The organism is Micromonospora sp. HM134, from assembly GCF_007833915.1.
GTDB classification, from domain to species: Bacteria; Actinomycetota; Actinomycetes; order Mycobacteriales; family Micromonosporaceae; genus Micromonospora; species Micromonospora wenchangensis.
This window is the reverse complement of record NZ_CP041061.1, coordinates 5,885,102-5,909,150: the sequence shown is the minus strand read 5'-3', so window position 1 is coordinate 5,909,150 and position 24,049 is coordinate 5,885,102. Positions and strand designations below refer to the sequence as shown.

Sequence of the window (24,049 nt, the reverse complement as noted above, 5' to 3'; positions counted from 1 at the left end):
CAATTCCGGCGCGCGTGGGAGGCTTCTGGTGACAGCGCACGAGACGGACAAGTACGTCTACGACTTCGCCGAGGGCAACAAGGACCTCAAGGACCTGCTCGGTGGAAAGGGTGCCAATCTCGCCGAGATGACCAATCTCGGCCTGCCGGTGCCACCGGGCTTCACCATCACCACCGGGGCGTGCCAGGCGTACCTGGCGACCGGACGGGAGCCGGACGGGCTGGCCGGGCAGATCGAGGCCCACCTGGAGGCGCTGGAACGCGCGATGGGCCGACGCCTCGGCGATCCGCACGACCCGCTGCTGGTCTCGGTACGCTCCGGCGCCCGGTTCTCGATGCCCGGCATGATGGAGACCGTCCTCAACGTCGGCCTCAACGACCGCAGCGTCGTCGGCCTGAGCAACCAGGCGGGGCGCAACGACCGGTTCGCCTGGGACTCCTACCGGCGGCTGATCCAGATGTTCGGCAAGACCGTCTGCGAGGTGCCCGGCGAGGAGTTCGAGCACGCCCTCGACGAGGCCAAACGCGTCAAGGGCACGCACGACGACCTCGACCTCGACGCCGGCGACCTGCGCGGACTCGTCGAGACGTACAAGAAGATCTTCGCCAAGCACACCGGGCGGGAGTTCCCGCAGGAGCCGCGCGAACAACTCGACCTGGCCATCCGGGCGGTCTTCGAGTCGTGGAACGCCGAGCGGGCGATCCTCTACCGCCGCCAGGAGCGCATCCCCGCCGACCTGGGCACCGCCGTCAACGTGGTGGCGATGGTCTTCGGCAACCTCGGCCCCGACTCCGGCACCGGCGTCGCCTTCACCCGCGACCCGGGCAGCGGCGCGCAGGGCATCTACGGCGACTACCTGGCCAACGCCCAGGGCGAGGACGTCGTCGCCGGCATCCGCAACACCGTGCCGTTGCAGGAACTGGAACGGCTCGACAAGACCTCCTACGACCAGCTGCTCGACATCATGGCCCGGCTGGAGGGGCACTACCAGGACCTCTGCGACATCGAGTTCACCATCGAGCGCGGCAAGCTCTGGATGCTCCAGACCCGGGTCGGCAAGCGCACCGCCGCCGCCGCGTTCGTCATCGCCGGTCAGCTCGTCGACGAGGGCCTGATCGACCTCGACGAGGCGCTGCACCGGGTCAACGGCGCGCAACTCGCCCAGCTCATGTTCCCCCGCTTCCAGCTCGACCACGGGATCGAGGCGGTCGCCACGGGTATCGGGGCCTCCCCGGGGGCCGCCTCCGGCGCGGTGGTCTTCACCTCCGCCCGCGCGGTCGAGCTGGCCGCCGAGGGCAAGGCGGTGATCCTGGTCCGCCGGGAGACCAACCCCGACGACCTCAACGGCATGATCGCCGCCCAGGGCATCCTCACCTCGCGCGGCGGCAAGACCAGCCACGCCGCCGTGGTGGCCCGGGGAATGGGCAAGACCTGTGTCTCCGGGGCCGACGAGATCGAGGTCAACGTGCCGGCGAAGCGGTTCACCGTCGGCGGGCACACCGTCGCCGAGGGCGACGTCGTCTCCATCGACGGCACCACCGGCAAGGTCTACCTGGGCGAGGTGCCGGTCACGCCGTCCGAGGTGGTGCAGTACTTCGAGGGCACCCTCGACCCGGAGCGGACCGACGACGCGCTGGTCCGGGCCGTACACCGGATCATGACGCACGCCGACACGCGACGGCGGCTGGCCGTGCGGACGAACGCCGACACCGGGGCCGACGCGGCCCGCGCCCGGCGCTTCGGCGCCGAGGGCATCGGCCTGTGCCGCACCGAGCACATGTTCCTCGGCGACCGACGGGAACTGGTCGAACGGCTGATCCTCGCCGCCACCGACGCCGACCGCACCGACGCGCTCGCCGCTCTGCTGCCCCTACAGCGCCAGGACTTCGTGGAGATCTTCCGCGAGATGGCCGGACTGCCCGTCACCGTCCGGCTGATCGACCCGCCGCTGCACGAGTTCCTGCCCCCGCTGGAACAACTCGCGGTCAACGTCGCCGTCGCCCAGGAACGCGGCGAGGACGTCGCCAAGGAGGAGGCGCTGCTCGCCGCCGTCCGCCGGATGCACGAGGAGAACCCGATGCTCGGCCTGCGCGGGGTCCGCCTCGGCCTGGTCATCCCCGGCCTGTTCGCGATGCAGGTCAGGGCCATCGCCGAGGCCGCCGTCGCGGTCACCCGCGACGGCGGCACGGCCTGCCCCGAGATCATGGTCCCGCTGGTCGGCGCGGTCCAGGAACTGGAGACGGTACGCGCCGAAGCCGAGAAGATCATCGCCGAAGTGGTCGGGGACAGCGGCGTCGAGGTGCTGATCGGCACCATGATCGAGGTACCCCGGGCGGCGCTGACCGCCGGCCAGATCGCCGAGGCGGCGCAGTTCTTCTCCTTCGGCACCAACGACCTCACCCAGATGGGCTGGGGCTTCTCCCGCGACGACGTCGAGGGCGCGTTCTTCTGGCGCTACCTGGAACTGGGCATCTTCGGCATCTCCCCGTTCGAGTCGATCGACCGCGACGGCGTCGGCCGGCTGATCCGGATCGCCGCCGAGGAGGGTCGGGCCGCCCGCCCCGGGCTGAAGCTCGGCGTCTGCGGCGAACACGGCGGCGACCCCGACTCGGTGCACTTCTTCCACGAGGTGGGGCTGGACTACGTCTCCTGCTCGCCGTTCCGGGTGCCGGTCGCCCGGCTGGAGGCCGGCCGGGCCGCCATCGAGACCACCGGCTCCGACAGCCGCTGACCGCCCGCGACGCCCACCGGCCCGGCCACCGGTGGGCGTCGCGGGTATTCGCCGGGCCGCCACCGGTCGGCGTCGCAGGGTTGTCCGCCTTGGCCAGCACCGGTCGGCGTCGCGGGGTGTTCCCGGCGGCGGTGCCCGGAAGGGTCGTGGGGTTCCCGGTGCGCGCGCACACCCGCGCGGTGCGGCGTAACCTGGGCTCCCCCGACCCTGGGGGACGACCGTGAAGGGGAGGCCGGATGGTGGAACCGCCCGCCCGACCACCCGGCGTCGACGGGAACCCGGCCGACGCGCGACGGTGGGTGCAGGAGGCACCCAAGGACACCGGCCACGGCCGCTCCCCGTACGAGCGGGACCGGGCCCGGGTGCTGCACTCGGCGGCGTTCCGCCGGCTCGCCGCGAAGACCCAGGTGCACGTCGCCGGCACCGACGACTTCCTGCGTACCCGGTTGACCCACTCGCTGGAGGTGGCCCAGATCGCCCGGGAGATGGGGGCCCGGCTCGGCTGCGACCCCGATCTGGTGGACACCGCCGGGCTGGCCCACGACCTCGGGCACCCGCCGTTCGGGCACAACGGCGAGGACACCCTCGACGGGCTCGCCGCGTCCTGCGGCGGCTTCGAGGGCAACGCGCAGACGCTGCGGGTGCTCACCCGGCTGGAGGCGAAGGTGCTCGCCCCGGACGGCAGCCCGGCCGGGCTCAACCTCACCCGGGCCGCCCTCGACGCGGTCAGCAAGTACCCGTGGCCCCGCCGCCCCGGGTTGCGCAAGTTCGGTGTGTACGGCGACGACCGCCCGGTCTTCGACTGGCTGCGCGCCGGCAGCCCCGCCCCGGTCCCACCCGGTCCCGGTCAACCCGGCGACCCGTCCGGTGGGGCCCGCCGCTGCCTGGAGGCGCAGGTGATGGACTGGGCCGACGACGTGGCGTACTCGGTGCACGACGTCGAGGACGGCATCCACGGCGGCTACGTCTCGCTGCGTCCCCTCCTGCACGACCCGGACGAACGCGCCGCGCTCTGCGTCGACGTGGCCGCCGTCTACTCCGGGGAGTCCCCGGACGACCTCGGCGGGGTGCTGGTCGAACTGCTCGCCGACCCGGCGCTCACCCCGCTGGCCGGGTACGACGGCAGCCACCGGGCGCAGGTCGCCCTCAAGGCCACCACCAGCGTGCTCACCGGCCGGTTCGTGGCGACCGTGGTCGGGGCGACCCGGGACCGCTTCGGCCCCGGCCCGCACCGCCGGTACGCCGCCGACCTGGTCGTGCCGCGCCGGATCAGGGCGCAGTGCGCCCTGCTCAAGGGCATCGCCTGGCGGTACGTGATGTGCCGCCCGGACGCCCGCGCCCGCTACCACCGTCAGCGGGAGGTCCTCACCGAACTGGTCACCGTGCTCGCCGACCGCGCCCCGGACGCCCTCGATCCGGTCTTCGCCCCGCTGTGGCGGCAGGCCGGAGACGACCCCGCCCGCCTCCGCGTCATCATCGACCAGGTCGCCTCCCTCACCGACCCCGCCGCCCTGACCTGGCACACCCACCTCACCTGAACACCGGTCCCGCCCTAGCCCGGTCCCACCTCCCTTCCCGCCCGCCCCAGCCTTCCGCCCCGCCCCGTCCGGTCGCTCGCCCCTCGCCCCCGCCCCTCGCTCCGGTGATCAAGAGGTTTGCGTCAAACGATCAAGAGGTTTGCGTCAAAGTTGATCACTGGGTTGACGCGAACCTCTTGATCACGGGGGAGGTTGACGCAAACCTCTTGATCACCGGGGGCGGGGGCGGGCGTGGGGCGGGGGAGCGGGGGTGGGGGAGTTAGGGTAGCCTTAGTTTTATGGCGGAGCGCTCCAAGATGGTTACTGCGGCGCGGGTGGTGCGGACCGGACGGCCCACCCCGCACCTGGTCCGGCTCGTTCTCGGTGGGGAGGAGTTGGCCGGTCTGCCGGTGGGGGAGTTCACCGACCACTACGTCAAGCTGGTCTTCCCGCCCGAGGGGGTGGACCTGCCGAGGCCGCTGGACCTGACGGCGGTCAAGCGGGAGCTGCCCCGGGAGCAGTGGCCCCGGCTGCGCGCGTACACGGTGCGGGCCTGGGACGCGGCGGCCGGGGAGATGACCATCGACGTGGTGCACCACGGGGACGAGGGGTTGGCCGGGCCGTGGGCGGCGCGGCTGCGTCCGGGCGACGAGGTGCTGTTCGTCGGCCCGGGTGGGGCGTACGCGCCGGATCCGACGGCGGACTGGCACCTGCTGGTGGGCGACGAGAGTGCCCTGCCGGCGATCGGTGCCGCGTTGGAGCGGCTGCCCGAGGGCGCCCCGGCGGTCGTCCTGGTCGAGATCGCCGACCCGGCCGACGAGCAGGCGTTGCCGAGTCCCGGCGCGGTGGCGTTGACCTGGCTGCACCGGGCCGGCCGGCCGGTCGGCGAGGCCCTGGTCGCGGCCGTCCGGGAGCTGGAGTTTCCGCCCGGCCGGGTGCACGCGTTCGTGCACGGCGAGGCCACCTTCGTCAAGGAGCTGCGCCGGCTGCTGCGGGTCGAGCGGTCGGTGCCCCGGGAGGCGCTGTCGATCTCCGGCTACTGGCGGCAGGGCATGGACGACGAGGGCTGGCGCTCCACCAAGCCGGACTGGAACCGGCAGGTCGAGGCCGAGGAGGCCGCAGCCGTCGGCTGACCCGGCCGTACGGCGACGAGGCCGCGACCCGGCCACGCCGGGCCGTACGGCGACTCCGCCGACCCGCCGCCGACACCATCGCCAGCGGACGCCCCGACGTCGCCCCCGACCCGGCACCACCGCTCCCCGCATGCCCGTCCCGTGGTCGGTGGCGGTGTGGGCCACACGGCGTCCCCCCGACGCCGGATCGTCGGTGCGGCAGGGCAGGATGTAGCCCTGAGGAGGTGGCGTCGGTGGCTGGGCGGATCAGGGACGAGGACATCGCGTTGGTCCGCGAGCGCACCTCCATCGCCGAGGTCATCTCGGACACGGTGACCCTCAAGTCGGCCGGTGGCGGCAACCTCAAGGGCCTGTGCCCGTTCCACGACGAGAAGAGCCCGTCGTTCAACGTCTCCCCGGCCCGTAACGTCTTCTACTGCTTCGGGTGCGGCGTCGGCGGCGACGCGATCAAGTTCCTGATGGACGCCGAGCATCTCAGCTTCGTCGAGTCCGTCGAACGGCTCGCCGACCGCGCCGGCATCCAGCTGCGGTACGTCGAGAACGACCAGTCGACCCCCCGGACCCGCCCGCAGCAGGGGCAGAAGCAGCGGCTGGTGGCCGCGCACGCCGCCGCCGTGGAGTTCTACCAGGCGCAGCTCACCACGGCCGGCGCGCGTCCGGCCCGGGAGTTCCTGGCCCGGCGCGGTTTCGACCGGGCCGCCGCGCAGCGGTACGGCTGCGGCTTCGCCCCGGACGCCTGGGACCTGCTCACCAAGCACCTGCGCCAGCAGGGGTTCAGCCACGACGAGCTGGTCACCGGCGGGCTGTCCCGGCCGTCGCGCTCGGGCACCCTGATCGACCGGTTCCGCCGCCGGCTGATGTGGCCGATCCGGGACATCGCCGGCGACGTGATCGGCTTCGGGGCCCGCAAGCTCTTCGACGATGACGACGGCCCGAAGTACCTCAACACCCCCGAGACGCCGATCTACAAGAAGTCGCACGTCCTCTACGGCATCGACCAGGCCAAACGGGAGATCGCCAAGCAGGGCCGGGTGGTCGTGGTCGAGGGCTACACCGACGTGATGGCCTGCCACCTGGCCGGGGTGCCGACCGCCGTGGCGACCTGCGGCACGGCCTTCGGCGCCGACCACATCGGCGTGCTGCGCCGGCTGCTGCTCGACACCGACGCGGTGGCCGGTGAGGTGATCTTCACCTTCGACGGGGACGCCGCCGGGCAGAAGGCCGCGCTGCGCGCCTTCGAGGACGACCAGCGCTTCGTCGGGCGTACCTTCATCGCGGTCAGCCCGGACAACATGGACCCGTGCGACCTGCGGTTGGCAAAGGGTGACCTGGCGATCCGTGACCTGGTGGCCCGCCGCGAGCCGCTCGTCGACTTCGCCCTGCGGCACGTCATCAACCGGTACGACCTGGACACGGTGGACGGCCGGGTGGAGGCGATGCGCCGGGCCGCCCCGCTGGTCGCCAAGATCAAGGACCGGGAGAAGCGTCCCGAGTACGTCCGCAAGCTCGCCGGTGACCTCGGCATGGAGATCGAGCCGGTGCAGCGGGCGGTGCTGGCCGCCGCCCAGTCCCCCGGCGAGCGGGAGGCCGCCGCCCCGCCCCGGGGTCGGACCCGGCCGGCCGTGCCCGCCGTGGACAGTCCGGAGTCGATGGTCGAGCGGGAGGCGTTGAAGCTCGCCCTCCAGGAGCCGGTCCTCGCCGGCCCGATGTTCGACGCCGTCGAGGCCGCCGAGTACCGGCACCCGGTGCACGTCGCGGTGCGTACCGCGATCGCGGCGGCCGGCGGGGTGGCCGTCGCGGCCGGTGGCGCGGTGTGGATCGAGGCGGTCCGGGACGCCTGCACCGACCTGGCGGCCCAGGCGCTGGTCGGCGAGCTGGCCGTGGAACCGCTGCGGCTCGACGGCGAGCCCGACCCGAGGTACGTCTCGATCACCATGGCCCGGTTGCAGTGGGGCTCGGTGACCGCCCGGATCAGGGACCTCAAGTCCAAGATCCAGCGGATCAACCCGGTCACCCAGAAGGACGAGTACTTCGCTCTCTTCGGGGAACTGCTCTCGCTGGAACAGCACGCGCGGGCCCTGCGCGAGCAGGCCGCGGGAGGACTCTGATGGGACTGTTCGGCCGCAAACGCAGGGTGCCGTCCGCCGTCCGCCCGCCCCTGGCCGCCGGTGAACGCGTACTGGCCTGGGCCGCTCCCGGCGACGGCGGCAGCAGTGGCGCGTCGCCCGCCGAGGGCACGTCGGCCGGTGGCGGTGCGTCGGCCGGTGCCGGTGGTGATGCTGCCGGTGGCGGGGTGCTGGTGGCGACGAACCTCGGGCTCTGGCTGCCGGGCCGGGGGGAGCGGTTGGGGTGGCACGACATCCTCAAGGCCGTCTGGTCCGGGCGGGAGTTGACGGTCACCCCGGCCGCGACGGCTGCCGAGCGGGACGGCTACCTGGTGGTCGCCGACGGTCCCGCCGAGACGTACCTGCTGCTCGACCCGGGTGACCTGCCGCACCAGGTGCGGGCCCGGGTGACCCGCTCGGTGGCGTACACCCAGCAGCACCCGGTGCCCGGCGGCTCGGGGCGGATCGCGGCCCGGCGGGTGGCCGGGGCGGACGGTCTGACCTGGACGGTCCGCTACGACCCCGGCACCCCGGTCGACGCCGACGAGGTACGCGCCGAGACCGACCAGCTCGTCGCCGCCGCCCGCGCCGCGACGGCCCCCGCCGACCTCTGAGGATCGTCGGGGTGCTGGTCGCTGTTGCGGCGATATGGCGTGATCATCCGAACCGGACAGCGCAACATCAGCCCACCTGAGTCGATCACCGGCCGGTCAGGTGGGCTCGGGTTACCGGGACCGTGCCCAGGTGACGATGCGTTCGGTGAGGCCGGGTGGCGCGACGCCATGCAGCCCGGCGAGGTCGTCCATGGCCTCGCCCAACAGGAGGCCCAGGTAGACGAGCAGGGCGATGCGATCCTCGCGGTACTCCCCGAGCAGCGCCAGCCGCGCCGGCGAACACGGCCAGGCCGCCCCGCACACCCGGCACCGCCAGGAGGGGCGGGCGGCCACGTGGGGACGGTACCGGGGCATCAGCGCCGCCCCGGCCGTACCGGGCGGACGCTCCCACCCGGCCCGGCCCCGACCCGGTCGGAGTACACGCCGCCCGACCTGCCCCGGCCGGGATCACCGTAGGCCGGGCGGCCGCGCCCCGGCCCGTCGTGGCCCGGCTCGGGCCGATCCGGTCGACCGGAACGGGGGCCGGGGTGCCCCGAGAATCCGCAGCGCGATCCGAGAACCTGACGCATGGTCGAGCCTCCGTCGATGGTGGAGGGGAGCGTCCGCCGACGACACCGACGGACGCTCCCGGCCTGGTTCCGCCCACCGTCCGATCCCGGGAGCGGTCCCGCTGGGTGACAGTCTGTTGATGACCCGGCTACGGTGGGAGGTCCGCCGTGCCGACGACGCAGGCGTGGACCGGTCGAGCCCGAGCGGTACGACAATGTACGGAGGCTGTCTGGTGGAACGCTCGTCGATGCTGGACCACTTCGCGGAGGAACTTCGGCTCACCCGGGCCGCCCACGGCATGTCCCAGGCGGCGCTGGCCGAGGCGCTGAGCTATTCGGGTGCCCTGGTCGCCAAGGTGGAGACCTGCGAACGCCGGCCGAGCCTGGACTTCGCCCGCCGCTGCGACACCGTGTTCACCACCGACGGCCGCTTCGAACGAATCCAACGCCGGATCAGCCGGGAAACCGTGGTGCCGTGGGCGCGGGACTGGACGGCAGTCGAAGCGGAGGCGCGGGCGTTCCGTTGGTTTGAGCCGCTCTATGTTCCCGGCCTGCTTCAGACCGAAGAATATGCCCGCGCCATCTTGGTCGGTGCCGGGCTGTTCGGCGTCGACGAAATCGAACAACAGGTAGCCACGCGAATCGAGCGCCAGGTAGTGCTCACCCGGGACCGGCCGCCACTGCTCACTGCCGTCATCGACGAGTACGTGTTGCGTCGCCAGGTTGGTCAGCCGGAGGTCATGTGTCAGCAGTTGCAGCACCTCGTGAAACTCGGCACGACGTTGCCGCGAGTCCGAATCCAGGTGGTGCCGCTGTCCGCCGGTGCCTATCCCGGCCTTGACGGCCCTTTCGTCATTGCCACCTCTCCCACCGGCGAGGACGTCGTCTACCTGGAAGGACAGCGTCACGGGCAGGTGGTCGACCGCACCGATTACCTGCGGGAGGTGGTTGAGGTATGGGAGTCGATTCGTGGTGAGACACTTTCCCAGCAGCAGTCCATCGAGTTGATAGGGGAGGTGGCGGAAGCATGGATCTGAGCGATGCTCGGTGGCGCAAGAGCACCCGTAGCAATGGCGGCGGTGGTGCGTGCGTCGAGGTGGCGGAGAACCTTTCCGGCGTGGTGATGGTGCGGGATTCCAAGGACCCGGGCGGGCCGGTGCTGGCCTTTGACCCGTATGCCTGGCGGGCATTCGTCGCCGGAACGGCGAGAAGGGCTTAACGGGCCTGCGGGGGGACCGGCGGCCCGATCCCGAGGCGTTGCCCGCACGCCCGGCGGCGGGGGAGTGCCCGTCGTCACCTCTGCCGCTGGTCGGGGGTTAGGCGGCGGCTGCGGCGGGGCATGTCGGAGGGCGACATCCGCAGATCCCCGAGGAGGGGCGATGGCCTCCGACGAGACCCACGCCGACCGCGACGACGCGGCCACCGTGACCGCAGCCCGGCGCGACCGGGACCGGTCGGGGGACCGCCCGTCGGGTGAGCCCGTGTCCGGCGGGCCAGTGTCCGGTGACCGGCAGCGGGGCGGTCGGCGGGAGGTCGACGCGCGTACCCGGCCGGCCGGTCCCGACGACGGCCCGGACAGCCCCGCCGACCTGCACCGGGCGGACTGGAGAGCGGCGCTCAAACGCACCGGGCGGGAGTTCCAGGAGGACAGCCTGACCGACTGGGCCGCCGCGCTGACCTACTACGGGGTGCTGTCGATCTTCCCCGGGATGCTGGTGCTGATCTCGATTCTCGGTCTGCTCGGGGAGCGCGCCACCAGCGGGGTCCGGGACACCGTCGGGCAGGTGGTGCCGGAGGAGAACATCCGCACCATCATCGAGACCGCGATCGACCAGGCCGGCCAGTCGGGTGGGCTGGCGAGCGTCGCCGCGGTCATCGGTCTGGTCGCCGCGTTCTGGTCGGCCTCCGGCTACGTGGGCGCGTTCATGCGGGCCTCGAACAGCATCTACGACGTGCCGGAGGGGCGGCCGGTGTGGAAGACGCTGCCCATCCGGCTCGGGGTGACCGCCCTGGTGGGGGTGCTGCTGCTCGCCGCCGCGGTGATCGTGGTCTTCACCGGCGGCCTCGCCGAGCAGGCCGGCAGCGCCATCGGGTTGGGCTCGACGGCGGTGACGGTGTGGAACATCGCCAAGTGGCCGGTGCTGCTGGTGCTGGTCAGCCTGATGTTCGCGATCCTCTACTGGGCGTCGCCGAACGCCCGGCACGGCGGGTTCCGCTGGGTCAGCCCGGGTGGCGTGCTGGCGGTGCTGCTCTGGTTGCTGGTCTCGGGCCTGTTCGCCCTGTACGTGAGCAACTTCGGGTCCTACAACAAGACCTACGGGGCACTGGCCGGCGTGATCATCTTCCTGGTCTGGCTCTGGCTGAGCAACATCGCGATCCTGCTCGGCGCGGAGTTCGACGCCGAGTTGGAGCGGGGCCGGGCGATCTCCGCCGGCCACGACCCGGACGAGGAGCCGTACGTCGAGCTGCGCGACGACCGCAAGCTGCGCAAGAAGCGCAACGCCGCCCCCGGCCGCTGACCCGCGTCACACGGGCCGCCCCCGAGGGGCCCGTCGGAACCACCGCCCCGCCCCGCCGCGTCGACCGTGGCGGGGCGGGGTCTTGTCATGTCCCGGTGCGATCCGGTAATGCTTCCCCCGCCCGTGCCGGGCCCGGCGGGCGGCGCTCACCCGGTGCCCGTAGCAGGTCGTTGCGGAGATTTCTCGGTCTGTCAACCTTTTCTTGATCGACTAGTAGCTTTTGTTCGTTCGGACAAAAGTTGCCGGAGGAACGACCGAAGCTATGGACACGTGCCACGGAAGTCTCCTACTGTGTCGACCACAACACAACGGCGTGACGTCAATGTGAACCCTGAGGCGGAGGTGAGTCCCGTGCGGACGGCAGATCCCCTGCACGTGCAGCTGTTACGGCTGCTCCGTGACGAGGGGCCAGCGTCCCGGGCCGAGCTGGGCGACCGGTTGCAGATGCCCCGGCCCCGGCTCCTCGCCGAGTTGGAACGGCTGGTCGGGCTGGGTCTGGTGGCCGAGGCCGGACTGGCCGCCTCGCGGGGCGGCCGCCGGTCGACCCTGGTCGAGCTGAACCCCCACCTGCGGTTCGCCGGCATCGACATGGGCGCCAGTTCGATCGACGTCGAGGTGGTCAACGGGCGGCTCGAACCGATCGCCGCGTACGCCGAGCCGGCCGACATCCGCTCCGGCCCGAAGGCCATCCTGCACCGGGTCAACGACCTGCTGCACAAGGCCCGGGTGGACGGGGCGTACGAGCGGCTCAACGGTGTCGGCATCGGCCTGCCCGGCCCGGTCAGCTTCCGCGACGGGGTGCCGGTCTCGCCGCCGATCATGCCGGGCTGGGACCGCTACCCGGTACGCGAGCTGATCAGCCGTGAGCACGGGTGCCCGGCGGTGGTCGACAACGACGTGAACATCATGGCGATCGGCGAGCGGCACGGCGGGGTGGCCCACTCGGTCGACGACTTCCTCTTCGTCAAGATCGGCACCGGAATAGGGTGTGGGATCTACCTGAGCGGCGAGGTCTACCGGGGCACCGACGGGTGTGCCGGCGACATCGGGCACATCCAGGCCGAGGCCGGCGGACCGGCCTGCACCTGCGGAAACGCCGGTTGCCTGGAGGCCGTGTTCAGCGGGGCGGCACTGGCCCGGGAGGCCGCCGTCGCGGCGCGTACCGGTACCTCGCCGGCGCTGGCCGAACGGCTCGCCGCCCGGGGCGCGGTCTCCGCCCGCGACGTCGCCGAGGCGGCGATCGAGGGCGACGTCACCTGCATCCAGCTCATCCGCGACGGGGGCCGCCGGGTCGGGCAGGTGCTGGCCGGGCTGGTCAGCTTCACCAACCCGTCGATGATCGTCATCGGTGGCGGGCTGGCCCACCTCGGGCACATCCTGCTCGCCGAGATCCGCAGCGTGGTCTACCGCCGTTCGCTGCCGCTGGCCACCGGCAACCTGCCGGTCGTCCTGTCCGAGCTGGGACCGCGCGCCGGAGTGGCCGGCGCGGCCGTCCTCGCCAGCGACGTCGCCTTCGGGGAGGCATCATGAGCGCCGAGTCGCATTCCGCCGCCGGGGACAAGGCCCCGCTGGTCGAGGCGCCCGCCGACACCGTCGCCGGTGAGGTGGTGCTCCGGCTGACCGACGTGGTCAAGACCTTCCCCGGCGTACGCGCCCTCGACGGCGTGCAGCTCGAGGTGCGGGCCGGTGAGGTGCACTGCCTGCTCGGGCAGAACGGCGCCGGCAAGTCCACCCTGATCAAGGTGCTCGCCGGGGTGCACCGGCCCGACTCCGGCCAGGTGGAATGGCGCGGCGAACCGGCGCACTTCGCCAACCCGCAGGCCGCCATGCGCGCCGGCATCGCCACCATCTACCAGGAACTCGACCTGGTCGAGGACCTGTCGGTCGCCGAGAACGCCTTCCTCGGGCACGAGCCGAAGGTCGCCGGATTCGTCCGGCGCGGGCTGATGGCCCGGCGTACCCGGGAGATCCTGAGCCGGCTCGGCCACGGCGAGATCCCGCCCGGCCGGATGGTGCGCGCGCTGCCGGCCGCCGGCAAGCAGGTGGTCAGCATGGCCCGCGCGCTGTCCCACGAGGCCCGCCTGATCATCATGGACGAGCCGAGCGCGGTGCTGGCGCACGACGAGGTGGACAACCTCTTCCGGATCATCCGGGAACTCACCGCCCAGGGCATCGCGGTCATCTACATCTCGCACCGGATGGAGGAGATCCGCGAGATCGGCGACCGGGTCACCGTACTCAAGGACGGCCGGACCACCGCGGCGAACCTGCCGGCCCGGGACACCCCGACCCGCGACCTGGTCGCCCGGATGACCGGCCGGACCATCGAGTACGTCTTCCCGGACCGCCCGACCGCGCCGGCCACCGGCGACGAACTGCTGCGGGTCGACGGGCTGAGCCGGACCGGCGAGTTCGCCGACGTCTCGCTCAGCGTCCGTCCCGGCGAGATCGTCGGCATCGCCGGGCTGGTCGGCTCCGGCCGCTCGGAACTGCTGGAGACGATCTACGGTGCCCGGCGCGCCGAATCCGGCACCATCCGGATGGGCGGCCGGACCCTGCGGCCGGGCAGCGTCGGCGCGGCGGTCCGGGCCGGCATGGGCATGGCCCCCGAAGAACGCAAGAGCCAGGCGTTGCTGCTCGGCGAGCCGATCCACCGCAACGTCACCCTGGCGACCTTCACCCGGTACGCCCGCCTCGGCTTCACCAACGCCGGGCGGGAGCGGGCCGAGGCGGAGCGGATCGCCGACGACCTCCAGCTCCGGCCCAACGACGTGCGCCGGGCGGTACGCACCCTCTCCGGCGGCAACCAGCAGAAGGTGGTGGTCGGGCGCTGGCTGCTCGGCGACACCCGGTTGCTGCTGCTCGACGAGCCGACCCGGGGGGTGGACGTGGGGGCCCGTGCCGAGCTGTACCGGGTGATCCGCGGCCTGGCCGCCCAGGGGGTCGGCGTGCTGCTGGTCTCCAGCGAGGTGCCCGAGGTGCTCGGCCTGGCCGATCGGGTGCTGGTGATGCGGGAGGGCCGGATGGTGCGCGAGGCGCCCGCCGGCGAACTGGACGAGAACACCGTGCTCGACCTCGTCATGGCGGGGTCTCTGATGGAAGGCGCGCCGGCATGAGCGAGCGCAGTGGACATAACGAGGTGACGGCATGAGTGAGTCGACCGGGACCGCGACGCCGGACCGGCCGGCGGACCTGCCGGCGCAGTCCCCGCCGGTAGACCCGGCGGTGACGGCGTCGCTCAAGGAGAAGCCGAGGACGGGCGGGTTGTCCTTCTGGAGCGGCGACGGGGGTGAGGGCGCGAAGCGTAACCTCGGCCTGATCGGCGTGCTGGTGGTGCTGATCGTGATCGGCGCCGCGACCCGCTGGGATCTCTACTCCAACCCGGACTGGGTGTGGGGCAACACGCTGACCATCCTCAAGCTCGCCTCGGTGGTCGGGGTGGTCACCGTCGGGATGACCTTCGTGATCATCGGCGGCGGCATCGACCTGTCGGTCGGCGCGATCGTCGCCCTCGCCGGGGTGTGGGCGACCACGGTCGCCACCCAGAGCTACGGCGCGGGCGGCATGATCTTCACGGCGATCGTGGTCGGCGTGGCGGTCGGCCTGGTCAACGGGATACTCATCTCGTACGGGCGGCTGGTGGCGTTCATCGCCACGCTGGCCATGATGGTCGCCGCCCGGGGTCTGGCCGCCCAGATCTCCGGCAAGCAGACCCAGGTGTCGAACAACTCCTTCATCAACGGCATCGCCAGCACCGATCTGCTCGGCATTCCGCTGCTGGTCTACATCCTCGCCGCCGTGGTCGCCGCCGGGTGGGTGCTGCTCAACCGCACCACCTTCGGCCGGCGTACGGTCGCCGTCGGCGGCAACCCCGAGGCGGCCCGGCTCGCCGGGATCAACGTCCGGCGGCACACCCTGCTGCTCTACGCGCTGTCCGGGCTGTGCTGCGGCATCGCCGCGATCATGCTGACCGCGCAGGCCAACTCCGCCCAGGCGGCCATGGCCAACCTCTACGAGCTGGACGCGATCGCCGCGGCCATCATCGGCGGCACGCTGCTCAGCGGTGGCCGGGGCACGATCATCGGCTCCCTGCTCGGTGTGCTGATCTTCTCCACCATCACCAACCTCTTCGCCATCAACGGCCTGTCCACCGAGGCCCAGAACATGGTCAAGGGCGGCATCATCGTCGGCGCCGTCCTGATCCAGCAGGTGCAGTTCCGCAGCGTCACCCAGTTCCTCAGCCGCAACAAGGTCACCACCCCCGCCTGACCGGGCGCAGCCCGACTCGTTTCGCACCATCACATTCCGGCGGCCACCGACGGTGGCCGGGATCAGCACAACCTTTTTCACCCCCACCATCCGTCATTTTCTGGAGGTCGTCATGACCCAGCCCCGTGACCTGTCCCGTCGCCGGTTGCTCTTCGGCGGCGCGGCGGTCGGCGCCGGTGTGCTCCTCGCCGGTTGCACCAGCAACGAGTCCACACCGACCGCGGCGCAGACCAAGGCGGCCGACAACGCCGAGGGCGGCAACAGCGCCCCCGGCAAGAAGGTCACCATCGGCTTCTCCGCCCCCGCCGCCGACCACGGCTGGATCGCCGCCATCACCAACAACGCCAAGGCGCAGGCCGGCGCGTACTCGGACGTGGACTTCAAGACCGTCGAGGCCGGCGCGGACGCGGCGGCCCAGCGGGCGGCGCTGTCCACCCTGGTCGCGCAGAAGCCGGACGTCATCGTGGTGCTGCCGCACGACGGCAAGGAGCTCAACGCGTTCGGCCTGGAGGCGATGAAGGCCGGCATCCCGGTGGTCAACCTGGACCGGGCCTTCCCCGACGCGCTGGCCTACCGGCTGCAGATCATGGGCGACAACTACGGCATGGGCGTGGCCGCCGCGAACTTCATCGTGGCCCAGCTCAAGGCCAAGGGCGTCAGCAACCCGGTCATCGGTGAGATCCCCGGCATCGACTCGCTGGAGCTGACCCAGCAGCGGTCCAAGGGCTTCGCCGACACCCTGGCCACGGCCGGGTTCAAGGTGGCCAACCGGCGGCCGGCGGAGTTCACCGCCGACTCCGGCCAGCAGGCCGCCACCGGCCTGTTCCAGGCCCTGCCGAAGATCGACGCGGTCTGGAACCACGACGACGACCAGGGCATCGGTGTCCTGGCCGCGGTCAACCAGGCCAACCGCAAGGAGTTCTTCATGGTCGGCGGCGCCGGCTCGAAGAAGGCCATGGAGGACATCCAGGCCGACAACACGGTGCTCAAGGCGACCGTGACCTACAGCCCGTCGATGGCCTCCTCGGCCATCTCCCTGGCCCGCCTCATCGCCCAGGGCAAGGGCATGTCCGACCTGGTGGAACTCCAGGTGCCCAAGGAGATCGTGCTCGCCTCGGAGACGATCACCAAGGAGAACGCGAGCAACTACCTCAAGCTCGGGTTCTGATACACGGGGGGAGACCCACCTTGTCCACTCACGACAACGAACTCCGGATCGGGATGATCGGGTACTCGTTCATGGGCGCCGCGCACTCACAGGCGTGGCGCACCGTGAACCGGGTGTACGACCTGCCCGCCCGGGTTCGGATGGCGAAGATCTGCGGCCGGGACGCCGCGAAGGTCGCCGAGGCAGCCGACCGGCTGGGCTGGGACGCGCACACCACCGACTGGCGTGCCCTGGTCAACTCGGACGACATCGACGTGGTCGACATCTGCACACCAGGTGACAGCCACGCCGAGATCGCCCTCGCCGCGCTCGCCGCCGGCAAGCACGTGATCTGCGAGAAACCGCTGGCCAACACGGTGACCGAGGCGCGGGCGATGACCGCCGCCGCAGCCACCGCGGCAGCCGCCGGGGTCCGGTCCATGTGCGGGTTCAACTACCGCCGGGTGCCCGCCGTCGCCCTGATGCGACAGCTCGTCGCCGAAGGACGGCTGGGGACGATCCGGCACGTCCGCGCGACGTACCTCCAGGACTGGATCGTCGATCCGCAGTTCCCCCTGGTCTGGAGGCTGGAGAAGGACAAGGCGGGCTCCGGTGCCCTCGGTGACATCGGGGCGCACATCATCGACCTGACCCAGTACGTGACCGGGCAACGGATCACCGGGGTCAGCGCCGTGACCGAGACGTTCGTCAAGGAACGCCCGCTGCCGGGCGCGTCCAGCGGCCTGGCCGCCGAGGTCGACGGCACCGCCACGGCGACCGGCACGGTCACCGTCGACGACGCCGCGATCTTCGTGGCCCGGCTCGACGACGGAGCACTGGCCACGTACGAGGCGACCCGGTTCGCCACCGGCCGCAAGAACGCCCTCCGGGTGGAGATCAACGGTTCGCTCGGTTCGGTGGTGTTCGATCTGGAACGCCTCAACGAGCTGGAGTTCTACGACGCCACCCGGCCGACGGCCGAGCAGGGGTTCGCCCGCATCCTGGTCACCGAGGCCGAGCACCCGTACATGGCGGCCTGGTGGCCGCCGGGTCACATCATCGGCTACGAGCACTCCTTCACGCACGAGATGCGCGACTTCGTCGAGGCGGTCGCCACCGGCGTCGACCCGACCCCGTCGTTCGCCGACGCGTTGCAGGTCCAGCTCGTGCTGGACGCGGTGACCCGCTCGGCGGAGCTCGGTTCCCAGTGGACCGACGTCGAGCCGGCCCTGGCCGCGCTCGCCGTCTGACCAGCCACCTCCGCCGCCGACCGGCGAGGGACCGGCCGCGGTTGCGCCCCGCGGCCGGGCCGGGGTCGGTGTCGGAGGGCGTGCGCCGGGCCGTCGGCCCGGGGCACGCGCACGTCGGCCGTCCGGTGCGGCCGGACCGGGATTCCCCGGTCGCACCGGAGGGCCGCCTGTTAGAACATAGATGAACGTGATTCGACAAACCGGATCACCACCACAGTCGTCCGGCCGGAGGCGCGCCGCCGCCGTCGGCCGGATGCGGGGAGGCAGGGCCGAGACGCCGAACCGGCCCTGCCTGCCAGCCCCGTCCGCACGCCGTACGGGAACCGGGTGCGGTGACGATGCCGCCGACGTCGTCGCCGTGCCCGGTGCCATCCCGTACGACCGGGCGGGCGGGGCCACCCCGCGCCCCACCGTACGACTCGACCGACAGGACGTTTCCACCCGACGGAAGGAGCACCATGAGAACGGGTGTCTGGCTGGTGGGAGCGCGCGGTTCCGTCGCGACCACCGCCATCGTCGGGGGCCTCGCCCTGCGGGCCGGTCTCACCGGCCCCACCGGCTGCGTCACCGAACTTCCCGACCTGCGTGGGCCCGCCCTGCCCACCTTCGCCGACCTGGTCTTCGGCGGTCACGACGTGGCCACCACCCCGCTGACCAAGCGGGCCGAGGCGCTCGCCGCCGCCGGCGTGCTGCCCGGCCGGCTGGCCACCGCGCTCACCGCCGACCTGACCGCCGTCGAGGACGACCTGCGGCCCGCGCCCACCGGCGGCAGCCAGGCCGACCGGGCGGCCACCATCACCGCCGAGCTGACCGCGTTCCGCGACCGGCACCGGCTGGACCGGGTCGTGGTGGTCAACGTCTCCGCCACCGAACCCGCCCCCGCCACGCACCCCGGCCACGCCGACCCGGACGCCCTGCGGGCCGCCCTCGCCGGCACCGACGAGGTGCTCCCGCCCAGCTCGCTCTACGCCTACGCGGCCGTCGAGGCGGGCTGCCCGTACGTCGACTTCACCCCGTCCACCGGGCTGCGCCTGCCGGCGCTCGCGGCGCTGGCCGCCCAGCGCGGCCTGCCGTACGCCGGGCACGACGGCAAGACCGGGGAGACCCTGGTCAAGTCGGTGCTCGCCCCGATGTTCGCGATGCGGAACCTCGCGGTCCGCTCCTGGTCCGGGGTCAACCTGCTCGGCGGCGGCGACGGGGCGACCCTGGCCGAGCCGGGCGCCAACGCCGCCAAGGTGGACAGCAAGCAGCGGGTCCTCGGCGAGACGCTCGGCTACGTGCCGCAGGGCGGCACCCGGATCGACTACGTCGAGGACCTCGGCGACTTCAAGACCGCCTGGGATCTGATCACCTTCGCCGGCTTCCTCGGCACCGGGATGCGGATGGAGTTCACCTGGCACGGCTGCGACTCCGCGCTGGCTGCCCCGCTGGTGCTCGACCTGGCCCGGCTCACCGCCGCCGCGCACGCCGCCGGCCGGGTCGGCCCCCTGCCCGAGCTGGCCTTCTTCTTCAAGGACCCGATCGACTCGCCCACCCACTCGCTGAGCACCCAGTGGCAGCGGCTCGTCGACTTCGCCCGGGAGCTGCACGCCGGCGGTGCCGGGTGACCAGCCTGGCCGACCTGGCCGAGCTGGTCCGGGCACCGGCCGCGCTGTCCGTACCGGGGGACCTGGTGGCCGGGGCGGCGGCGGCCGGGGTGCTCGGCCCGCGTACCGCCGGGCTGGCCGGTGCGTCGGTGCTGCTCTACTGGGCCGGGATGGCCGCCAACGACTGGGCCGACCGGGGGCTGGACGCCGAGGAACGCCCGGAACGGCCCATCCCGAGCGGCCGGATCACCCCGGCCGCCGCCGTCGGGGTCGCCGCCGGGCTCACCGCCGCCGGCCTGGGCCTGGCCGCCGCCGTGGGCGGTCGCCGCGCCGCCGCCGTCGCGCTCCCGCTCGCCGCCACCATCTGGGGGTACGACCTCGCGGCGAAGAACACCGCCGCCGGTCCCGCCGTGATGGCCGCCTGCCGGGGGCTGGACGTGCTGCTCGGCGCGTCACCCGGCCGGCCGGTGCGGGCGCTGCCGGCGGCGCTCACCGTCGCCGCGCACACCTGGACGGTCACCGCCCTGTCCCGACGTGAGGTCACCGGCGCCGACGCGGCGCTGCCCCGGCGTACCCTCGCCGGCACCGCCCTGGTCGCGCTGGCCGCCACCACCCTGCCCCGCCGCGCCACCCCGCCGCCGTCCCCGCGCCCCGGGGCCGCCACGCCGTCCCCGCGTCCCCTGGCCGCCGAGTCGTCCCCGCGTCCCCTGGCCGCCATGGTCGCCGCCGCGCTGCCGGTCGGCCTGGCCGGCTGGTACGTCGCCCGGTACGGCGGCGCGCAGGCCCGGGTCGCCGCCGAGCCCACCGCCGGCCGGGTCCGGGCCGCCGTCGGGGCCGGCATCACCGGGCTGCCCTCGTTGCAGGGCGCGCTCACCGCCCGGGCCGGCGCCGGGCTGGTCGGCGCGCTGGTCGCGCTCGCCGCGCCGCTGGGCGGCCGGCTGGCCCGGAAGCTCTCCCCGACATGACCACCCCACCGCCCACCACCACCCCCGCCGATTCGCCGGCCCCGGAGCGGCTGCGGTTCGGCTACGGCACCAACGGCTTCGCCAACCACCGGCTCGACGACGCCCTGACGGTGCTGGCCGACCTCGGCTACGAGGGGGTCGCGCTGACCCTCGACCACGACCACCTCGACCCGTACGCGCCGGGGCTGGCCCGTCGGGTCGACGCGGTGGCGCACCGGCTGGCCGCGCTCGGCCTCGGCGTGGTGGTCGAGACCGGTGCCCGCTACCTGCTCGACCCGTGGCGCAAGCACGCCCCGACGCTGCTGCACGACGAGCCGGCCGGCCGGATCGACTTCCTGGAACGGGCGGTGCGGGTCGGCGCCGACCTCGGCGCGGAGGCGGTCTCGTTCTGGGCCGGGGTCCGGCCCGGCCACGTCCCGGTGGAGGTGGCCCGGGACCGGCTGGTCGCCGGCTGCGCCACGGTGGTGGCCGCCGCCGACCGGGCCGGGGTGACCCTGGGCTTCGAACCGGAACCGGGAATGCTGGTCGAGGACATCGCCGGCTGGCGGTGGCTGCACCGGGCCCTCGGCGGGCCGGCCCGCTTCGGCATCACCCTCGACATCGGACACTGCCGCTGCCTGGAGTCGGCGACCGTGCCGGACTGTGTCCGCCAGGTGGCCGACCACCTGGTCAACGTGCAGATCGACGACATGCGCCGGGGCGTGCACGAACACCTGGAGTTCGGCACCGGCGAGATCGACTTCCCGCCGGTGCTGCGGGCCCTGGCCGACGGCGGCTACCGGGGACTCGTCGCCGTGGAGCTGCCCCGGCACTCGCACGCCGCGCCCACCGTGGCCGCCCGGTCGCTGGACTTCCTACGCACCGCCGCCCGGCAGGCCGGTCTCGCGGCGGGCGCGCCACCCGTGCCCGCCGGCACCACCGGGGCGGACTGACCACCGCCGACCGTACGCACCTGGGGAGGGAAGACGGATGACACCGGATCGACTGCGGGCCGCGCTCGAGGGCGCACCCGATCCCGACTGGCTGGAGACCGCACTGCGCCGCGTCGCGGCCGAGCCCGACACGGTCGCGCGGTACTTCCCGGCCGCCGCCCGCCGGTGCGGCCGGCACGAACTGCCCGGCGCACCCGGCTGGAGCGCCGACGAGGCGGCCCGGACGCTGCTGCTGGCCGCCCTGCCCGCCGACCGGGCCGCCGGGCAGGTCGAGCAGGTCTACCGGTACGGCGACGCCGCCGAGAAGCGGGCCGTGCTCAAGGCCCTGCCGCTGCTGCCGATCGGTGACGCCGGGGTGCCGCTGCTGCACGACGCGATCCGCACCAACGACACCCGGCTGGTCGCCGCCGCGCTCGGGCCGTACGCCCGGCACCTGGCCGCGGACGCCTGGCGGCAGGCGGTGCTCAAGTGCGTCTTCATCGGGGTGCCGCTGGCCGTCGTCGCCGACCTGGACGACCGTGCCGACGGGGAACTGGCCACCATGCTCGCCGCGCTCGCCGCGGAACGGCACGCCGCCGGTCGGCAGCTCCCCGCCGACGCCACCGCACTGCTCGACCGGCTCACCATCAGAGAGGCGTGACATGCGCATCTTCGACCCCCACATCCACATGACGTCGCGGACCACCGACGACTACGAGCGGATGGCCGCCGCCGGGGTCCGCGCCGTGGTCGAGCCGGCCTTCTGGCTGGGGCAGCCGCGCACCAGCGCCGCCTCGTTCGCCGACTACTTCGACTCGCTGATCGGCTGGGAGCCGTTCCGGGCCGGCCAGTTCGGCGTCCGGCACCACGCCACCGTGGCGCTGAACCCGAAGGAGGCCAACGACCCCCGCTGCCGGCCCGTGCTCGACCTGCTGCCCCGCTACCTGGAGAAGGACGCCGTGGTCGCGGTCGGCGAGATCGGCTACGACGACATGACCCCGGCCGAGGACGAGGCGTTCGCCACCCAGCTCGCCCTGGCCGTCGACCACGATCTGCCGGCCCTGGTGCACACCCCGCACCGGGACAAGGCGCGCGGCGTCGAACGCAGCCTGGCGGTGGTCGCCGAGAGCGGCATCGCGCCGGGCCGGGTGGCGCTGGACCACCTCAACGAGGTGACCGTGAAGCTGGCCCGGGACAGCGGCTGCTGGCTGGGTTTCTCCATCTACCCCGACACCAAGATGTCGCCGCCGCGGATGGTGGAGCTGCTGCGCACGTACGGCACCGAGCGGATGCTGGTCAACTCGGCCGCCGACTGGGGCCGCTCCGACCCGCTGCTGACCCGGGCCACCGGCGAGGCGATGCTGGCCGCCGGGTTCACCGACGACGACGTCGACCGGGTGCTCTGGCGCAACCCGGTGGAGTTCTACGGGCAGTCCGGCCGGCTCGACCTGACCGACCTGGACACCCCGACCAGCGGCACCTTCGAGGGCAACTCCATCCTGCGCGGCGGCGACTGATGCGGCTGCGGCACGCCGACGGCAGCACCGTCCACCTCGGCTACTGCACCAACGTGCACCCGGCCGAGGACACCGCCGGCGTCCTCGCCCAACTCGACACGTACGCGGTGCCGGTGCGGGAGGCGCTCGGCACGGACCTGCTCGGCCTGGGGCTGTGGCTGGCCGCCCCGGTCGCCGCCGAGCTGGCCGCCGACCCGGCCGCCCGGCGCCGGCTGCGCGCCGAGCTGACCCACCGGGGGCTGGAGGTGGTCACCCTCAACGGTTTCCCGTACGCGGCCTTCCAGGCCCCGGTGGTCAAGGGCGCGGTGTACCACCCGGACTGGACCACCGGGCAGCGGCTGCGCTACACCCTCGACCTGGCCCGGGTGCTGGCCGACCTGCTCCCCGACGACGCGGCCCGGGGCTCCATCTCCACCCTGCCGCTGGCCTGGCGGGAGCCCTGGGACGCGGCCCACGCCGACACCGCCCGTCGCCGGCTCGCCGCGCTCACCGCCGGGCTGGCCGAGGTGGAACGGGACACCGGCCGCCCGGTGCGGGTGGCCTTCGAGCCGGAACCGGGCTGCGTGGTGGAGAGCAGCGGGCAGGCCGCCGCGCTGCTGGGCGGCCTGGACCCGGAGCGGCTCGGGATCTGTCTCGACCTGGCCCACCTCGCCTGCGCCTGGGAGGAGCCGGTCGAGGCGCTGGCCCGGCTGGACGCCGCCGGCCTGCCGGTGGTCAAGGTGCAGGTCTCCGCCGCGCTGGAGTCGGCCGACCCGGTCGCCGACGCCGAGGCGCTGGGCCGCTGGGTGGAACCGAGGTTCCTGCACCAGACCCGTACCGCCGGCTGCGCCCACGCCGCCGACCCGGCCGACCCGGCGTACGCGGCCGACGACCTGGACGCGGCGCTGGCCGCGCGGCTGCCCGGGGCGTGGCGGGTGCACTACCACGTGCCGCTGCACGCCCCGCCCGAGCCGCCGCTGACCTCCACCCTGCCGGTGCTGCGCGCCGCGTTGGCCGCGCTGCTCGCCGGCCCGACGGCCGGCTGTGACCACCTGGACGTCGAGACGTACACGTGGGGGGTGCTGCCGGCGGCGCGGCGTCCGCGCACCGACGCGGAGCTGGCCGTGGGCATCGCCGCCGAACTGGCCTTCGCCCGCGACGAACTGGTCACCCTCGGCCTCACCCCGGCCGGGCGAGCCGTCCCGACGACCCTGGGAGTACGACGATGAGCGAGCGCCACCGACCCGGCACGACGAGG

General features: G+C 73.2%; 20 protein-coding genes. 19 read left to right on the top strand and 1 reads right to left on the bottom strand.

Annotated features, from left to right (window positions below; genetic code table 11):
* Positions 1-28: 28 nt before the first annotated feature.
* The 5 genes from ppdK (at position 29) to FJK98_RS25455 (ending at position 8,100) form a co-directional block, all read left to right on the top strand.
* Positions 29-2,731, top strand: a complete 2,703-nt coding sequence (ppdK, locus tag FJK98_RS25475) for a pyruvate, phosphate dikinase (protein ID WP_145921250.1) — start codon at positions 29-31, stop codon at positions 2,729-2,731.
* Between the two features lie 236 nt (positions 2,732-2,967).
* Complete coding sequence (locus FJK98_RS25470; protein ID WP_145921249.1) at positions 2,968-4,269, top strand: deoxyguanosinetriphosphate triphosphohydrolase; 1,302 nt, start codon at positions 2,968-2,970, stop codon at positions 4,267-4,269.
* Between the two features lie 278 nt (positions 4,270-4,547).
* Complete coding sequence (locus tag FJK98_RS25465; protein WP_145921248.1) at positions 4,548-5,381, top strand: siderophore-interacting protein; 834 nt, start codon at positions 4,548-4,550, stop codon at positions 5,379-5,381.
* A gap of 233 nt (positions 5,382-5,614) precedes the next feature.
* A complete protein-coding gene (gene dnaG, locus FJK98_RS25460; RefSeq protein WP_194821093.1) occupies positions 5,615-7,489 on the top strand; it encodes a DNA primase in 1,875 nt (624 codons plus the stop codon).
* Complete coding sequence (locus tag FJK98_RS25455; protein ID WP_145921246.1) at positions 7,489-8,100, top strand: hypothetical protein; 612 nt, start codon at positions 7,489-7,491, stop codon at positions 8,098-8,100. Before dnaG ends, FJK98_RS25455 begins: the two co-directional genes overlap by 1 nt.
* A gap of 111 nt (positions 8,101-8,211) precedes the next feature.
* On the opposite strand, the gene FJK98_RS25450 is transcribed toward FJK98_RS25455, so the two are convergent.
* Entirely contained in the window at positions 8,212-8,433 is a 222-nt protein-coding gene (locus FJK98_RS25450) for a flavin reductase (protein WP_240762350.1), read from the bottom strand.
* Between the two features lie 448 nt (positions 8,434-8,881).
* Here FJK98_RS25450 and FJK98_RS25445 point away from each other — a divergent pair, with 448 nt between their 5' ends.
* The 14 genes from FJK98_RS25445 (at position 8,882) to eboE (ending at position 24,020) form a co-directional block, all read left to right on the top strand.
* Positions 8,882-9,685 carry a helix-turn-helix transcriptional regulator gene (locus FJK98_RS25445; protein WP_240762349.1) on the top strand — a complete coding sequence of 268 codons (804 nt, stop codon included), beginning with the start codon at positions 8,882-8,884 and terminating at the stop codon, positions 9,683-9,685.
* Positions 9,676-9,867: a DUF397 domain-containing protein gene (locus tag FJK98_RS25440; protein ID WP_145921244.1), complete on the top strand. Its 192-nt coding sequence runs from the start codon at positions 9,676-9,678 to the stop codon at positions 9,865-9,867. The genes FJK98_RS25445 and FJK98_RS25440 overlap by 10 nt, the downstream gene beginning before the upstream one ends.
* A 160-nt stretch (positions 9,868-10,027) precedes the next feature.
* Positions 10,028-11,167, top strand: coding sequence for a YihY/virulence factor BrkB family protein (locus tag FJK98_RS25435; protein WP_145921243.1), 1,140 nt, complete (start codon positions 10,028-10,030; stop codon positions 11,165-11,167).
* Between the two features lie 351 nt (positions 11,168-11,518).
* Positions 11,519-12,697: an ROK family transcriptional regulator gene (locus tag FJK98_RS25430; protein ID WP_145921242.1), complete on the top strand. Its 1,179-nt coding sequence runs from the start codon at positions 11,519-11,521 to the stop codon at positions 12,695-12,697.
* A complete protein-coding gene (locus tag FJK98_RS25425; RefSeq protein WP_145921241.1) occupies positions 12,694-14,283 on the top strand; it encodes a sugar ABC transporter ATP-binding protein in 1,590 nt (529 codons plus the stop codon). Before FJK98_RS25430 ends, FJK98_RS25425 begins: the two co-directional genes overlap by 4 nt.
* A 31-nt stretch (positions 14,284-14,314) precedes the next feature.
* Positions 14,315-15,436 carry an ABC transporter permease gene (locus FJK98_RS25420; RefSeq protein ID WP_145921240.1) on the top strand — a complete coding sequence of 374 codons (1,122 nt, stop codon included), beginning with the start codon at positions 14,315-14,317 and terminating at the stop codon, positions 15,434-15,436.
* 112 nt (positions 15,437-15,548) lie between these two features.
* Complete coding sequence (locus FJK98_RS25415) at positions 15,549-16,604, top strand: substrate-binding domain-containing protein (protein ID WP_145921239.1); 1,056 nt, start codon at positions 15,549-15,551, stop codon at positions 16,602-16,604.
* Positions 16,605-16,624: 20 nt separating this feature from the next.
* Entirely contained in the window at positions 16,625-17,833 is a 1,209-nt protein-coding gene (locus tag FJK98_RS25410; RefSeq protein ID WP_145921238.1) for a Gfo/Idh/MocA family protein, read from the top strand.
* Positions 17,834-18,291: 458 nt separating this feature from the next.
* Positions 18,292-19,440: an inositol-3-phosphate synthase gene (locus FJK98_RS25405; RefSeq protein ID WP_145921237.1), complete on the top strand. Its 1,149-nt coding sequence runs from the start codon at positions 18,292-18,294 to the stop codon at positions 19,438-19,440.
* Complete coding sequence (locus FJK98_RS25400) at positions 19,437-20,384, top strand: SCO3242 family prenyltransferase (protein ID WP_145921236.1); 948 nt, start codon at positions 19,437-19,439, stop codon at positions 20,382-20,384. The genes FJK98_RS25405 and FJK98_RS25400 overlap by 4 nt, the downstream gene beginning before the upstream one ends.
* Positions 20,381-21,316, top strand: a complete 936-nt coding sequence (locus FJK98_RS25395) for a sugar phosphate isomerase/epimerase (protein ID WP_145921235.1) — start codon at positions 20,381-20,383, stop codon at positions 21,314-21,316. Before FJK98_RS25400 ends, FJK98_RS25395 begins: the two co-directional genes overlap by 4 nt.
* A 37-nt stretch (positions 21,317-21,353) precedes the next feature.
* Positions 21,354-21,956, top strand: a complete 603-nt coding sequence (locus FJK98_RS25390) for an EboA domain-containing protein (RefSeq protein ID WP_145921234.1) — start codon at positions 21,354-21,356, stop codon at positions 21,954-21,956.
* Position 21,957: 1 nt separating this feature from the next.
* Complete coding sequence (locus FJK98_RS25385) at positions 21,958-22,812, top strand: TatD family hydrolase (RefSeq protein WP_145921233.1); 855 nt, start codon at positions 21,958-21,960, stop codon at positions 22,810-22,812.
* Positions 22,812-24,020 carry a metabolite traffic protein EboE gene (eboE, locus tag FJK98_RS25380; RefSeq protein WP_145921232.1) on the top strand — a complete coding sequence of 403 codons (1,209 nt, stop codon included), beginning with the start codon at positions 22,812-22,814 and terminating at the stop codon, positions 24,018-24,020. The genes FJK98_RS25385 and eboE overlap by 1 nt, the downstream gene beginning before the upstream one ends.
* Positions 24,021-24,049: the final 29 nt, after the last annotated feature.